The sequence below is a fragment of the Nostoc sp. PCC 7107 genome, assembly GCF_000316625.1.
Lineage (GTDB): Bacteria > Cyanobacteriota > Cyanobacteriia > Cyanobacteriales > Nostocaceae > Nostoc_B.
In genome coordinates, this window is sequence record NC_019676.1 from 5016656 (window position 1) to 5028662 (window position 12007).

At 40.8% G+C, this 12007-nt stretch carries 15 protein-coding genes and 1 pseudogene; 8 read left to right on the forward strand and 8 right to left on the reverse strand.

Annotated elements, in window-relative coordinates; genetic code table 11:
* The 5 genes from NOS7107_RS21430 to NOS7107_RS21450 all read left to right on the forward strand — a co-directional run bounded on the left by NOS7107_RS21430 (position 1) and on the right by NOS7107_RS21450 (position 4139).
* Positions 1-630 carry a response regulator transcription factor gene (locus tag NOS7107_RS21430; protein ID WP_015115043.1) on the forward strand — a complete coding sequence of 210 codons (630 nt, stop codon included), beginning with the start codon at positions 1-3 and terminating at the stop codon, positions 628-630.
* Between the two features lie 285 nt (positions 631-915).
* Entirely contained in the window at positions 916-1362 is a 447-nt protein-coding gene (locus NOS7107_RS21435) for a DUF6640 family protein (RefSeq protein WP_015115044.1), read from the forward strand.
* A gap of 223 nt (positions 1363-1585) precedes the next feature.
* Entirely contained in the window at positions 1586-2332 is a 747-nt protein-coding gene (locus NOS7107_RS21440) for a nickel/cobalt transporter (RefSeq protein WP_015115045.1), read from the forward strand.
* Positions 2333-2423: 91 nt separating this feature from the next.
* Entirely contained in the window at positions 2424-2993 is a 570-nt protein-coding gene (locus NOS7107_RS21445; RefSeq protein WP_044501047.1) for an antibiotic biosynthesis monooxygenase, read from the forward strand.
* 42 nt (positions 2994-3035) lie between these two features.
* Positions 3036-4139 (forward strand): alkene reductase, encoded by a 1104-nt coding sequence (locus tag NOS7107_RS21450; protein WP_015115047.1) that lies wholly within the window; start codon positions 3036-3038, stop codon positions 4137-4139.
* A gap of 50 nt (positions 4140-4189) precedes the next feature.
* Here NOS7107_RS21450 and NOS7107_RS21455 read toward each other — a convergent pair whose 3' ends face one another.
* Positions 4190-5431 (reverse strand): OFA family MFS transporter, encoded by a 1242-nt coding sequence (locus NOS7107_RS21455; protein WP_015115048.1) that lies wholly within the window; start codon positions 5429-5431, stop codon positions 4190-4192.
* 222 nt (positions 5432-5653) lie between these two features.
* On the opposite strand from NOS7107_RS21455, the gene NOS7107_RS21460 reads away from it, so the two are divergent.
* The gene (locus NOS7107_RS21460) at positions 5654-6565 is read left to right on the forward strand and encodes a cation diffusion facilitator family transporter (RefSeq protein WP_015115049.1); all 912 of its coding nucleotides are present in this window, start codon (positions 5654-5656) and stop codon (positions 6563-6565) included.
* 144 nt (positions 6566-6709) lie between these two features.
* Here the strand turns inward: NOS7107_RS21460 and NOS7107_RS21465 are convergent, their stop codons facing one another.
* Complete coding sequence (locus tag NOS7107_RS21465) at positions 6710-7531, reverse strand: alpha/beta fold hydrolase (RefSeq protein ID WP_015115050.1); 822 nt, start codon at positions 7529-7531, stop codon at positions 6710-6712.
* Positions 7532-7940: 409 nt separating this feature from the next.
* Between NOS7107_RS21465 and NOS7107_RS21470 the strand changes: the two genes are divergently transcribed.
* A complete protein-coding gene (locus NOS7107_RS21470) occupies positions 7941-8261 on the forward strand; it encodes a hypothetical protein (protein WP_015115051.1) in 321 nt (106 codons plus the stop codon).
* Between the two features lie 128 nt (positions 8262-8389).
* A complete protein-coding gene (locus tag NOS7107_RS21475; RefSeq protein WP_015115052.1) occupies positions 8390-8791 on the forward strand; it encodes a fasciclin domain-containing protein in 402 nt (133 codons plus the stop codon).
* A gap of 240 nt (positions 8792-9031) precedes the next feature.
* Here the strand turns inward: NOS7107_RS21475 and NOS7107_RS21480 are convergent, their stop codons facing one another.
* The 6 genes and pseudogenes from NOS7107_RS21480 to NOS7107_RS21505 all read right to left on the reverse strand — a co-directional run bounded on the left by NOS7107_RS21480 (position 9032) and on the right by NOS7107_RS21505 (position 11971).
* Positions 9032-9286, reverse strand: a complete 255-nt coding sequence (locus tag NOS7107_RS21480; RefSeq protein ID WP_015115053.1) for a hypothetical protein — start codon at positions 9284-9286, stop codon at positions 9032-9034.
* 196 nt (positions 9287-9482) lie between these two features.
* Positions 9483-9716, reverse strand: a pseudogene (locus tag NOS7107_RS21485) (hypothetical protein).
* An 80-nt stretch (positions 9717-9796) separates the two neighbouring features.
* Complete coding sequence (locus NOS7107_RS21490) at positions 9797-10603, reverse strand: Shedu immune nuclease family protein (RefSeq protein WP_015115054.1); 807 nt, start codon at positions 10601-10603, stop codon at positions 9797-9799.
* A 107-nt stretch (positions 10604-10710) separates the two neighbouring features.
* The gene (locus NOS7107_RS21495; protein WP_015115055.1) at positions 10711-11274 is read right to left on the reverse strand and encodes a Uma2 family endonuclease; all 564 of its coding nucleotides are present in this window, start codon (positions 11272-11274) and stop codon (positions 10711-10713) included.
* Between the two features lie 46 nt (positions 11275-11320).
* Positions 11321-11701, reverse strand: coding sequence for a PIN domain-containing protein (locus tag NOS7107_RS21500; protein ID WP_015115056.1), 381 nt, complete (start codon positions 11699-11701; stop codon positions 11321-11323).
* A gap of 9 nt (positions 11702-11710) precedes the next feature.
* A complete protein-coding gene (locus tag NOS7107_RS21505) occupies positions 11711-11971 on the reverse strand; it encodes a hypothetical protein (protein ID WP_015115057.1) in 261 nt (86 codons plus the stop codon).
* Positions 11972-12007: the final 36 nt, after the last annotated feature.

A 12007-nucleotide genomic window follows, 5' to 3' on the forward strand; every position in this document is an offset into this window, starting at 1 on the left:
ATGACTGATAACCACCCCATCCGCATCTTGATTGTTGACGATCATCCCGTCGTCCGCCAAGGTTTAGCCGCCATGATTGACCGCGAAGCAGATATGACAGTTGTCGGACAAGTTTGTAATGGATATCAAGCAGTAGAGATATTTCGCCAACTGCAACCTGATGTCACCTTAATGGATTTGCGAATGCCAGAAATGGACGGCGTTACAGCCATTACCGCTATATGTAGAGAAGCCTACGCCAACATTATTGTCCTCACCACCTACGACGGCGACGAAGATATTTATCGTGGGTTGAAAGCCGGGGCGAAGGGTTATTTACTCAAAGATGCAGAACCAGATGAATTACTTTTAGCAATTCGCATCGTCAACACCGGACAAAAATACATTCCTACTTCCGTCGGCGCTAAATTAGCCGAACGAGTAGGGATATTGCAACTCAGCAGTCGAGAACTAGAAGTTATTCGGCTGATGTCCACAGGTAAAACCAACCAAGAAATTGCGGCGGTATTGCAGATTTCCGAAGGAACTGTGAAATATCACGTCAATCATATTCTCAGCAAATTAGGCGTAAGCGATCGCATTCAAGCAGTCATCACCGCTCTCAAGCGTGGAATCGTCACTTTGCAATAAATGAATTTGTATCATTCTATTCGTGAAATGGAATGACTACACAATTTTCTTCATTTTATACTTCACACTTTTTCCACTAGCCAAAAGTTAAGGTCATATCCCTATCTCTTAGTTAGTCATCAACTCACCTTGTGGTCTATGTAAAACTTCAACTTTGGACTAGGGACAAATGTTAACTGATTTTATAAAGTAAACCATAGATGTTGAGAGCCATTCCGAGAGTGATGTTCGGGGTTTTGCTGTTAAGTTCTATACCGAAGAAGAGAATTAAGACATAGTAATACCATGTCAAAACAAAAACTGAGCCGGATTTTGCTTTCAGTTGTAATTGTGAATACAGCAGTGGTTTCTGTAGCTGTTGATTGGAATGCCACCCATATCTTCAATCCCACTTGGGTACCTCATGCCCGATTCCATGATGTAGTGATGTTGTGGCTACTTAGTAGTTTATCGGTAGTTGCCCTCTGGTTACTGTGGAGGCGATCGCTAGAACCCGATATCAGTGTGACTGTTGCAACTTTAGTTCCTGTACTTTTCTGGACACCTTTTTTCTTCGCAACCTTACTAGTTCCCGGTACTAGCTTAAGTGCATTACCTGATGAACCCCTACCCTTAATTGTTGGCATACCAATTTATCCCAACGTTGTCGTTGCTACTATTAACGAAATCTTAGCAGCAATCAGTTATTGGCTTTACCGCAGTAGCCCCAAGACATCTACAAAAATTATCTAGCTGGCTCAGAGTATATGTCTTAAATAGTTGTACAAAATTAAATTTATTAGTAGAGGTAGGGAACAGGAAAATAAGATATGTAATTAAGTCTGTGTGAGTACTTACTTGGGTTTAGGGACTGACAATTAAACACATATCCCATTATCCACGTACAAAGAAGATAAGGGAGATAAAAGTTTTGTTGAGTAAACGAATTGAATAATTTATTTTTTGGAGTACCTTTGTGCTATTTGGATTACTGATTCTGTATTTAGAGAAACCAGTACTGGCTCATATTGGACATGGCGAATTTTATACCAAAATTTTGATTCACCAACAGCTAACTCCAAGTTTGATCATCACGGGATTGGGTATAGCCTTTCTATTTGGAGCCGGACACGCCCTTTCACCAGGACATGGCAAAACAATGGTAGCTGCTTATCTTGTTGGTTCACAGGGAACACCAAAACAGGCGCTAGTATTGGGACTTGTCACCACCATCACTCATACACTAGGAGTTTTTATCTTGGGACTTGTGGCTTTGGTGGCTGCACAGTATATCTTGCCAGAAACACTATATCCAATTCTCGGTTTGCTCAGTGGTTTAACTGTATGCGGAGTTGGTTTTTGGCTCTTAGATAAACGCCTGACTACTCATGAACACACACATAAGCATCATCACCATCATCCACCAACCAAATCCCTAATTGCATTAGGAATTGCTGGGGGTATTGTACCTTGTCCCTCGGCACTGGTTTTATTATTTAGTGCGATCGCTTTGCATCAAGCTGCTTATGGTGTAGTGTTAGTTAGTGCATTTAGCCTCGGATTAGCATCGGTGTTGGTGGCGATCGGGTTGATTGTTGTTTATGCTCATCAATGGATAGATCATTTACCCAACAGTGCTAAACTGCTGCAAAACTTATCGATGGTGGGTGCTGTTGGCGTAATTGTCATAGGTGCAGCATTAACCGCAATTTCTGTGATTTAGGGCAGTCAAAGCTTGGCACTACGTTTGCAATATGGCGGGGGCAGAATTTTTGGCAGTGATTTTGCCGCTTGAGGATTACAAATTACAAATTATGAAAGAACCATGTCAATACCCATCTCCTGGTGTAATTGCGATCGCTCGTCGTGTTAAACCAGGGTTAGAAGAAGCTTTTGAAGAAGCAACCAAAGGCGTGATTCTAGCAGCCAGCACCTTTCCCGGCTATATGGGGAGTGATGTTTTATATCCGCTAACTAAAAAAGGCGAGTGGCAGTTAATTTTGCGGTTTGACACAGCTAAACATTTACACGAATGGGAAGAATCTGTGATTTGTCAAGGTTGGATTGCCCGCGCCGAAGCTCTCACAGTTGATGGAGCCAAAGTTATGCGTGTCAACAGCCTAGAAGCTTGGTTTGCTCTCCCAGAAATCCCCAATGCCTTACCGCCACCCAAATGGAAAACTGCGATCGTCAGTGCAATTGGTCTTTATCCCGTGATTTTGATTCTGCCGAATCTTCTCAGACCCATTACCAGTGTCCTGCCTGTATGGATAGCTAGTCTGGTGAATATTAGCATCATGATGCCCTTGATGACTTGGGTGATTATGCCCCAGGTAACACGTTTATTTAAAGCTTGGCTTTATCCCTCTAAGAGTAAGAAGTAATACTCATTCCTTCTACAACCAATCACAAAAAACACAGAACAAATGACCAACAATCCAGATTTATTCTCACCCATCCAGCTTGGTGACTACACTTTACCCAACCGAATTGTTATGGCTCCGATGACACGCAATCGGGCTGGAGAGGGCAATGCACCAACGCCACTGAATGCTACATATTACGCTCAACGTGCCACGGCTGGGTTGATTGTCACCGAAGGTTCGCAAGTATCATCCCAAGGTTTGGGTTATCCCGCTACACCAGGAATTCACTCTCCAGCACAGATTACAGGCTGGCAAGAAGTGACAAAAGCAGTACATAGTGCAGGTGGCAGAATCTTTTTGCAACTATGGCATACAGGACGCATTTCTCACCCTTCCTTACAAGCAGATGGCGCATTACCTGTAGCGCCTTCAGCGATCGCACCTGCTGGTAATGCCATGACTTACACTGGTGATCAACCTTTTGTTACTCCTCGCCCATTGGATTTAGATGAGATTCCCAGCGTGATTGACCAATTCCGTCAAGGCGCGAAAAATGCCCTAGAAGCTGGTTTTGATGGTGTGGAAATTCACGGAGCCTTTGGGTATCTAATTGATCAGTTTTTACAAGATGGTGCTAATCAACGCAGCGATCGCTATGGTGGTTCTATTGAAAATCGGGCGCGGTTTCTGTTGGAAGTCACAGAAGCAGTATGTAGCGTTTGGGGTTCGGCGCGGGTAGGTGTGAAACTATCACCCAGCAACACATTTAACAATATCCATGATTCTGATCCGAAATCTACCTTCAGCTATGCGATCGCTGCCCTCAAGCACTTTAACTTAGGATATCTGCACTTAATGGAACCCACGCCAGCCGATATTCGCCACGGTGGTAAACCAATTCCGGTTGCAGAATTTCGCCCTTTATATCCTGGCGTGTTGATTGCTAATGGTGGTTACGATAAACAAACAGGTAATGCAGCGATCTCCAATGGCATTGCAGACTTAATTTCCTTTGGTGCATTATTTCTCGCCAATCCTGACTTACCCAAACGTTTCCAGTTAGATGCAGCTCTAAATACAGGCGATCGCCATACCTACTATGGTGGTGATGAAAAAGGTTACACAGACTATCCTTTTTTACCTTCTTATACCAATTCTTTATGAAGTTGGTATTAGTGCTGAGTAAGAAGAAAGTACTCAGCACTATAAAAACCCTAATTAGCTTGACTAATACTAGAACCAGAAAAGCTACGTTTGAGCATAAACACAGCTAACACAATTCCTAAAATTGCCAGTGCTGTAGTTGGATAAAAGAAAACAGTGTAACTGCCGAAAATATCTCGAATTCTGCCAGCTAACAAAGTTCCACCTAATGCCCCTGCACCGTAAGCTGTGAAAACTAGACCGTAATTTTTGGCATAGTCAGCGGAGGAGAACAAAATTAAGGTGGTGGTTGGAGCGATCGCTAACCAGCCACCAAAAGAAAAGTAAAATAGGGAAAACGCTATTAAATAAGTAGCGACAGTTCCTTGGCCAGCTTTTAGCATCATCAGCGACGCAATTAATACTAAAGTAAAAGAAAAAATTGCTGCTAACTTCGGACTAAAACGGTCAGTAAACCAGCCAAAAAATATCCTGCCAAAAGCATTAAATACTGCAAATAAAGAAACTGTACTTGCGGCTGTAGTTGCATCTAGTTTAATGATTTCTTGAGCTAAAGGGCTAGAAATACCAATTGCTGCCAATCCTGAGAATGTGCCGATTGTATAACAAATCCACAAACCGTAAAATGCTGGTGTTTGCAAGATCTCATAATTGGTGAGTGATGTACTTCCCTGAACTGCAACATTGGGATTCCATCCGGCTGGTTTCCAATCTTGGGGGGGTGGTTGCAACACAGTGGCGATCGCTAAAATAATCAGTGTAAAAGCAACACCTAAAATTACAAAAGTTTGTCGCACTCCGTAAGCATCAATCAATGATTTCGCCAAAGGTGCAGTAATTAACGGCGACAGTCCAAAACCAATCACAGTTAAACCAACTGCAATACCTTTTTTATCAGGAAACCACTTAGCGATCACAGCTAACGGTACACCATAAACTATACCTACACCCGCACCAGCGATCGCACCATAAGTCACAGTTAATAATTGTAAATTGCCATCTAGACTAGACAATATATAACCAAGTCCCATAATTACACCACCAACTGCGGTGATCCTCCGAGTCCCGAAGCGGTTGATATAAAAGCCAGTAATTGGCATCAATATCGCAAACACAATTAATAAAACCGTAAATGGCAACAAACTTTCTGTTGCGTTAATATTCAGTAATTTCTCTAAAGGTTTTCTAAAAATACTCCATGAATAAACAGTGCCAAGGCAAAGTAAAACAGTTGCTCCAAGCGGAATCAGCAACCATCTGCCTTTTTCTACAGGCATACCAAAAAGCTGCATATATTACATCTATCCTGTAAAATTATTTTTTCCACAGTATCTCACCTTTTGGGCGGGAAAATAATTTGACCCCATGCTTTTCCCACAATCTTCTAGTCTTTCTTTTGACTTTTGCCTTGTCTTACCAGCCTGGTGTTTAAAAAAACCTAAAAGTCTGAAGATAGATAAAACTAAAGGCTAAATTTGTTACAGTTACGTAGAAATTACAGTTGAGTAGTTTGAATGAGTAGCCCAACAGCCCGTTCCTACGCTTTTTTATCAATTGCAGCCGCAGTCGTGACTATTGGTTTAAAGTTTGGGGCTTACCTATTAACAGGTTCCGTCGGGCTACTGTCTGATGCCATTGAATCATGTGTAAATTTATTAGCTGCACTAGTGGCATTATGGGCATTAACTTATGCAGCCAAACCAGCCGATGCCGAACATACCTTTGGGCATTCTAAAGCCGAGTATTTTTCGAGTGGAGCTGAAGGTGCATTGATTATCGTGGCGGCTATTAGTATTGCAGTAGAAGCTTGGGGAAGGTTACAGCATCCAGAACCACTGACTCAACTGGGATTAGGGCTAGTGTTGTCATTCTTAGCCACAGCAGTCAACGGTGTGGTAGCTGTTGTCTTACTCAAAGCCGGAAAACGCTTACGTTCCATCACCTTGCGAGCAGATGCTCATCACTTATTAACTGATGTCTGGACTTCAGGTGGTGTAATAATAGGAATTCTTTTGGTGCAGGTAACAGGTTGGTTAGTACTTGACCCCATCATTGCCCTATTGGTAGCAGTCAATATTGTGTGGGCTGGATTTCGTTTGCTGCGGGAAACCTTTTCTGGGCTACTAGACACCGCTTTACCAAAAGAAGAACTAGATATGATCCGGCAGATATTTAGTGAGTACGAACATCAAAATATCCAGTTCCATGCCATACGCTCTCGATTAGCGGGGACACGTCGCTTTATTTCCTTTCACGTTTTAGTACCAGGCGCTTGGACAGTAAGCCAAGGACATAAGTTATGTGAAGAGATTGAGTTGAAAATTATTCAAGCCCTGCCAGGAAGCAGCATCATCACACACCTCGAACCTGTAGAAGACCCGGCATCTTGGAATGATTTGGAATTGGAGCGTCCAATTAACCAGTAGTCCAAAAAATAGGTAATCAATTAATAATGTAATAACCGTAAAATAAGGTGCATGGACATTGCGATCGCCATTTAATCTTGGTTGAGGAATTTTGGCAGAAGTTAACAGTAAAACATCTGCCATGCTTGAGTGACTTTCGTCCGTTTAACTCTGGAGGAATGCCAGTAAATCGCTATTAAACTTGTCTCGATGGGTACTAAACAATCCGTGGTCTGCGCCTGGATAGACTTTGAGAATCGAATCTTTGACAATCTGTGCAGAAAGTAAAGATGAGTTAGCTAACGGCACAATTTGGTCATCGTCGCCATGAATGATCAGTGTTGGCACATCAAACTTTTTCAGATCTTCAGTGAAATCAGTTTCAGAGAAGGCCTTGATGCAGTCGATCGCACCTTTGAGACCAACCTGCATACTCCATAGCCAGAACTGTTCTCGTACACCTGGGGAAACCTTGTTAGTCGGACGGTTTGCACCATAGAATGATTCACTCAGGTCTTTGTAGAACTGAGAGCGATCGCTCGCTACACCTGCGCGGATGTTGTCAAAGACTTCCAGTGGTAGTCCACCTGGATTCCCTTCAGTTTTGAGCATCAGTGGAGGTACTGCGCTCACTAACACAGCTTTGGCCACGCGATTTGTCCCGTGGCGACCAATATAACGGGCAACTTCACCACCGCCAGTAGAATGACCAACTAAGACAACATCTTTTAAGTCCAGGGTCTGAATCAGTGTCGCCAGATCATCTGCATAGGTATCCATCTCATTGCCGTTCCAAGGTTGGCTGGATCGGCCATGGCCACGACGATCATGGGCGATCGCCCGATAACCATGATCTGCCAGAAAAACCAATTGCTCGTCCCAAGCATCAGCATTCAGAGGCCAACCGTGACTGAAAACCACAGGTTGTCCAGTACCCCAATCTTTGTAATATGTCTGCGTGCCGTCTTGAGTTGTGATTATACTCATCCTTTAGGCTCCTTGCTTCTCCATCGGAATACAAAATTTGCCCCGACAAAGTAACAATTATTTCATCATTTGCGTTCATCCTCTTCTATCGGCGGTTAATTCTTGTTTCCGTAGCTCACTAAGTCAGGAATCTCTATAAGTGGGTGAGTCTCGGTGTACTTTCATTTGCCTTCCAATTAGTTTTTGAAGCTATTGAATAATTCTCATTCAGCTTTTATCTGGCAAATATTGCTAATAATTTAGATAAGTAACTTTCTGTAAAACAGTAACAATTGTTGCTAATAAAACTAGTAGTTGGCGATAGGATTTTTGGATTATCCTTGACAAATCTTTAACAGCTTGGCTAAAACTAAAACCAAATAATTAGATTTTAACCTTTGAGAAAACTTGATAGTGCTGACAACAAAAAATGACGAATTTGAATGATTTCCAAAAACTAATCGCCATTGCAAATGAACATGGAATTACTTGCCATGCTGCGCCCGAAGAGTGTTTAATTGCATCCTTACCGGGAGAAGATGATTTTTTATTAGCTTTTACTTGGTCTGGTGCAGTACAGGGAGAGACAGCAGAGCATGGACTAATAGCAATTAGCGTACAAGATATTACTAAAGAAATAACTGTCGCTGCTTGGCAGATTCCTACTTATTTATTTAGCAATGTGTTAAGACAGGCACAGATGCTTGTGACTGCCCATAAAGATTTCATGCTAGATAAAAATAATACATAGCTAAAAAACTATACATAGCATTCTGGTTACTGAAGATTCTTTTAATTAGGTATGTATCTAAAGGTAGATACTATCTAATGGCAAAAAGCTTACCGTTGTAACGAAATGTGAAGGGATAAATCAAAAATATGGCAGACATTGTTGATACTGCTGTGAATGCTGGTTCTTTTAATACTCTAGTTGCTGCGGTTAAAGCTGCTGGTCTAGTAGATACTCTCAAAGGAACTGGCCCATTTACTGTTTTTGCACCGACTGATGAAGCATTTGCAAAGCTTCCAGAAGGTACAGTAGATTCATTGCTCAAGGATATTCCAAAGCTCAAGAAAATCCTGACTTATCATGTAGTTTCAGGTAAAGTGTTGGCAGCCGATGTAGTGAAGCTGAAGTCAGCTACCACTGTTGAAGGTTCTGACGTAAAAATCGATGCTTCAAATGGTGTCAAAATTAATGATGCCAATGTTGCTACACCAGATGTTGCTGCTGATAATGGTGTTATTCACGTCATTGATACAGTGTTAATTCCTGCATAAGCAAAAGCTTGATAGGAGACATACTCCTACACTGTATGCAGTAGCATACAGTGTAGGTTTTTCAGTAAATACAGCTATTGCTTGGGAGATTAACTGAGCTTTAAGGGCATTAGTACATTTGATTATTGAGTTTGTTTGGTGTAAAAAGAAACTATGCGACAGGCGATCGCAAAATTGCAAGCAAAGTTGATACTTGATTTCAAAATCTATACATATAGTAGTAGCGATCGCACGACATTCCTAAAACTGAGACAGCAGCCTATTCTCTGGATCTAACTCTTGGGTTTTGCCTGCACGAAATTCGGCGATCGCCTCAGATGCTAGTTTGGCAAGTAAATCTGGAGACTTGGCAAAAGCTTGATCCCAACGGCGTTCATCTTCTAGTTCTTCTAAAATCATAGATGCGATTCCTACGGACAGCTTCGCTAACGCATCTTGCTCATCCGCAGGTAAGGTTTTCAATCGGGATATTGCGTATTCTAGTAGCTCACTCATAGCTGTCTATCCTTAGAAAAGTCTTACTATCAATTATCAGCGATCGCTCACAGGAAGTTTACAAGCTTGTTCCTTCAGTTCTTGCAAAGACATACGAAATCACTCTAACAGAGCTTGGATCTCAATTTTAGTACATTTGATTATTGGGTTTGTTAGTGTAAAAACTAACTAGAGAGCAGGCGATCGCGCTACATTCCTAAAACTGAGACAGCAGCCTAGTATTTAGATCTAACTCTTGGGTTGTACCTGCACGGAATACAGTCATCTCTTCAGATGCAAGTTTAGCGAGTAAGTCTGGAGACTTGGCAAAAGCTTCATCCCAACGCCGTTAATCTTCTAGTTCTTCTATAAGATTAACGGCGATCGCATCTTGCTCATCAGCAGGTAAAGTTTTCAATCGAGATCTAGCGTATTCTAGTAGCTCAGTCATAGCTGTTTATCTTTAAAAAAGTCCAAGTATTAATTATCTATAATTGCTCAGTTACTTACTTTGGAAACAACAAAGCTATTTTATTTTTTTTGCTTTTTCTTATATGTTTTCCATTTTTCACATGTCATTTTACCGTTGTAAGAAAGTAATTTTCCCTTTTCCCAATCTTCAATATCGTAACCACGCCCAATTAGTAAGCTTTTCTGCTCTGGAGTAATCTTTAAATTTTCAGGTAATAGACTAGCGAATAGAAGAGGTTCTTCTTCATGTAGATATTTGATTTCAAAATACTTCTTACTAAGCTTAAGAACATTCTTTTTAAATTTAGGGCTATGTTTGTAGTAGCTAATTAAGCTGTCGTATGTGCATATAATAATATCATTATTACAAAGACTAGCTAATCTATCCCTCATACCCTGATTTACAGATTTTTGCTCACTTCTACCAATCACTAACAAGTATTTAAAGAAAATAGGATTATACCGAAGAGGTATGGGTAAAATAAGGGGATTTAATCTTCTTAAAACTTCATTTTTATTTTTATCTATAAATTCTTGCCAAGAATGAATTTGTGACATTGCTTCAGTCATATCTGAAGTAGGAATAATCTTATTTTTGTCATCTCGGAAGAGTTTTTTATTTGGATGTTCTAGCTCGACTAAAACAATATGCCAAAAATCTGAAGACTTTGTTAAAAAAACAAAATCAGTCACTAAAGATGTGTCTAAAGGAAATTTAGATATAATTGAACTGAAATGAACATGATGGTTCAGAAGAAATGGTGTGTAAAATAATTCAGTATTTTTCTCCAGAAAATCTTGGCAGTTTTGCTCTGTCACGTCATCTCGGTTCAATAGTTCCTGAAATTCGATAGCTATATCAGACATTGGAAATTAACACTATATAAACTTTTCTAAGATTACTCTAAGTTAAACTGATTAAAAATTAACAAATCCAAATTTTATAAATATTTTTTAATATTCATTCAAGTTTTTTATTCTAATAGACAACCGAATAAATCACCTACTGTCAGCTGTAACTCACTTGCAAAAGATGGAACAGGAAGTAACTGCTCTGCTTGATCAAATAACTCTGGTGGCTGGTTTGAGAAATAAACAAATACTAATCTTTCGCTCGGATCAATCAACCAACCCATTTGAGTTCCATGCTTCAAAGAATGTAATATTTTAGCAATGACCTTACTCTGGCTTTGCTCAGGAGAAAGGATTTCAATTATCCAATCGGGTGCTAATGCAAAAACATTTGCCACACCTCCGTTCTCATTTCGAGGAATTCTCTCCCACAGGAACACAGATATATCTGGAACGATCGCACGTCCAGCAAAAATGCAGCGCAATTCTGGAAATGCGCGGGCAATTTTCTGCGGTTTTGTGACTCCATTGATGGTAATAATTAGTTCACCTTGAATTGTGCTGTGTTCACCCTGTGGCATAGGTTTATGAATAATCTGACCATCAATGTATTCACTGGCAGGTTTAGTTTCTGGTAGCTTGAGAAACTCCTCTAATGTCAAATTTTTGGATGGTGTCTGTACCATTGGTAACTACCTTGAAGATGCCAGATAAGTTTCACTTAATCGTTAACTAACGTGTGTAAGGTTGTGCCATAACAAGACCAGGAATAACACGGTAATGTTTGACATTGAATGTACAAAGTGTTGCTCCTCGCCCAACAGCACAAGCACCAATTAAAGCATCTAACAATCCTAAACTATCTGACAAATGGTAAGCTGTGAAGTCTGACAAGGCTCGATTTAAATCAGCCTCCGTCGGCCAGATTGTAGTTAGGGGTGCAACCAATTTTAAAGTATGACGCAGCTTTTGCTTGTTTTGAGCATCTTGGATTAATTCCATAACCACAAAACCAGGTACACTAGGTAACTCTGGTAGGCTGGCAAACCAAGCAATCGCCGGAGCATGACCGCGTTGAATATCAATCAAAATGTCCGTATCTAGCAAATACATCTAATTAACCTATGCTTGCTCACGGGTTTCAGCTTTGTGACGCAGCTGACGAGCGTAGGCTTGACTATCTGTAATATCAGGTCGTGAATTGATAATACCTTCGCTTTGCCAATAGGCTACAAGTTCCGCCCCTGTCTTGGGTGGATTTGTAATAGCTTGTCTGGAACTCAGAACACGAAGAATGTATTCAGAAAGAGTCAATTTAAGCTCAGAAGCTTCATGAGAAAGCTGTTTTTCTAGTTCTGGTGACAAATCAAGATAAATGCTCACTTTGGTTCTCCTGTTTAGTTTTGACTCTAACTTATT

Bases quoted from the DNA above. Each gene is read 5' to 3' on its own strand.
- NOS7107_RS21430 (WP_015115043.1), top strand. From the start codon at position 1: ATGACTGATAACCACCCCATCCGCATCTTGATTGTTGACGATCATCCC.
- NOS7107_RS21435 (WP_015115044.1), top strand. From the start codon at position 916: ATGTCAAAACAAAAACTGAGCCGGATTTTGCTTTCAGTTGTAATTGTG.
- NOS7107_RS21445 (WP_044501047.1), top strand. From the start codon at position 2,424: ATGAAAGAACCATGTCAATACCCATCTCCTGGTGTAATTGCGATCGCT.
- NOS7107_RS21450 (WP_015115047.1), top strand. From the start codon at position 3,036: ATGACCAACAATCCAGATTTATTCTCACCCATCCAGCTTGGTGACTAC.
- NOS7107_RS21455 (WP_015115048.1), bottom strand. From the start codon at position 5,431: ATGCAGCTTTTTGGTATGCCTGTAGAAAAAGGCAGATGGTTGCTGATT.
- NOS7107_RS21460 (WP_015115049.1), top strand. From the start codon at position 5,654: ATGAGTAGCCCAACAGCCCGTTCCTACGCTTTTTTATCAATTGCAGCC.
- NOS7107_RS21465 (WP_015115050.1), bottom strand. From the start codon at position 7,531: ATGAGTATAATCACAACTCAAGACGGCACGCAGACATATTACAAAGAT.
- NOS7107_RS21470 (WP_015115051.1), top strand. From the start codon at position 7,941: ATGACGAATTTGAATGATTTCCAAAAACTAATCGCCATTGCAAATGAA.
- NOS7107_RS21475 (WP_015115052.1), top strand. From the start codon at position 8,390: ATGGCAGACATTGTTGATACTGCTGTGAATGCTGGTTCTTTTAATACT.
- NOS7107_RS21480 (WP_015115053.1), bottom strand. From the start codon at position 9,286: ATGAGTGAGCTACTAGAATACGCAATATCCCGATTGAAAACCTTACCT.
- NOS7107_RS21490 (WP_015115054.1), bottom strand. From the start codon at position 10,603: ATGTCTGATATAGCTATCGAATTTCAGGAACTATTGAACCGAGATGAC.
- NOS7107_RS21495 (WP_015115055.1), bottom strand. From the start codon at position 11,274: ATGGTACAGACACCATCCAAAAATTTGACATTAGAGGAGTTTCTCAAG.
- NOS7107_RS21500 (WP_015115056.1), bottom strand. From the start codon at position 11,701: ATGTATTTGCTAGATACGGACATTTTGATTGATATTCAACGCGGTCAT.